This is a genomic window from Edaphobacter aggregans DSM 19364 (genome assembly GCF_000745965.1).
In the GTDB taxonomy this organism is placed as follows: domain Bacteria; phylum Acidobacteriota; class Terriglobia; order Terriglobales; family Acidobacteriaceae; genus Edaphobacter; species Edaphobacter aggregans.
Window position 1 is genome coordinate 1 of the sequence record NZ_JQKI01000322.1, and the last position, 1,608, is coordinate 1,608.

Below are 1,608 nucleotides of genomic sequence, written 5' to 3' on the forward strand. Positions count from 1 at the left end.
CGGAAACAGCAAGGCACCAAGCTACAGCTTCGAGCAGCTTCAAACCGAATCTTCCCGCAATCGCCCAAAGAGGTGCAGTATGCCACGTAAGGGTTTTGCTGCGGCCTGCCAGGTTGAATGCGCTCATGCACGATGCCCATCTTCATCCATCCAAGCGACAGCTTCGACAGTCCGAGTAGACCGGTTCCAGCGAATGGCGCTCCATTGTCCGTTCTGATTCGCGCAGGCATGCCATACTCCCGCATCGCTGCTTCGCAAACGGCTCTCACCTGGCTCAGGTCCATCCGCGAAACTATTTGGCAACGAATCAAGTATCGGCTGTGAGCATCAGTGATGGTGAAGGGATCGCACCGCGTACCGTCGCCCGTACTGAAATAACCCTTGAAGTCCATGCACCAAAGCTGATTCGGTGCTGTCACCTCGGAGAACGGTTCCGAGTACGGCGTGGTGCGCCGCTTCTTCCGCTTCGGACTGGTCAAACCGGCACGTCGGAGAATATTTCCGAACGTGCTGGCCGCCGGCCAGTCCGCGTTGGGGTCTAGTTGCTCCATCCTTGCCTTGAGCTTCCGCGCTCCCCACGACGGGTACTTGCTCCGCAGCGCAAGGATCGCGTTCTCGGTCCTCTCTGACGTCGCGTGGGAGCAGCTGTGAGGCCTACTGCTTAGATCTAGGAGCCCCTCAGGTCCGACTTCCTTGTAGCGGTTGATCCAACGGTATCCAGTTGGCCGTGACACTCCGAACTCACGGCAGAGGTCCGAGACTGACATCTCTTCCTTTTGGTAACTCGATAGGAACTGCAGGCGCTGATCCACGATACGACTCTCTTTCCAGGGCATACCGCATCATCGTGCGTAAGGCCAAAGCTGAGGAACCATAAGGGTTCCGATTCGCTGTAACGCATGTCTTTGGTCTGTTTTGTAACGCAAGTGCTAAGTACGCTCAGAGGCTCTGCCTCTGGCGCGCGCAAGGGGTGTCCCCATAATTTTTCTGCGAAAAATCACGCGATGAAACCCGCGCCCTTCGGGTGGGAGATACCCCTCCCCTTGCACTTGCCACCTCCGCAGGCGTGGGCCTGGGCCAAGGCGTGTCTGTGAGAACAGCCACAGCCGAAGCATTCAAAAGCAACAGCCAAGGAGCAAAAGATATGCCCAAACCTTTCACTCTCGACATAGGCGACACAGTGAGCTATTCCGTGCAATTCCTTCGCAGCATTGGAGAGAGTCACGGCGCAATGGCGCGAGGCCGAGGCGTCGTCACAGATCGAGAAACAATCACCAGCGGTTTTGTGCTCATCACGATTGATTGGAATGGTGCCGACCTTCCGACAAAGGTTAACGAGCAAAATCTCGCCAAGGTTGGCGCGAATACCCGTTTTTGCGCCTGGTAGAAACGCCGCCGATCCCTTCACCCAATTCCACCGAACCCGCAACAAGGAGACCTACACCATGAGCTACACCGCGACCTACTCCCCTGAAGACAACAAACTTCGCCTCTACTCGTCCACCCGTTTAGACCGCGATCTATACGCAAGAGTGAAAGCCGCAGGATTCATCTATGCGCCGAAACAGGAGCTTTTCGTTGCGCCGATGTGGACCCCGAGCCGTGAGG

The 1,608-nt window shown here is 56.5% G+C and carries 2 protein-coding genes; one reads left to right on the forward strand and one right to left on the reverse strand.

The features are described 5' to 3' along the window. The coding region (locus Q363_RS31530; RefSeq protein WP_281176119.1) for a DDE-type integrase/transposase/recombinase at nt 1–836 on the reverse strand (836 nt) is incomplete at its 3' end. 308 nt (nt 837–1,144) lie between these two features. Between Q363_RS31530 and Q363_RS31535 the strand changes: the two genes are divergently transcribed. After that, complete coding sequence (locus Q363_RS31535; RefSeq protein ID WP_035358712.1) at nt 1,145–1,387, forward strand: hypothetical protein; 243 nt, start codon at nt 1,145–1,147, stop codon at nt 1,385–1,387. Nucleotides 1,388–1,608: the final 221 nt, after the last annotated feature.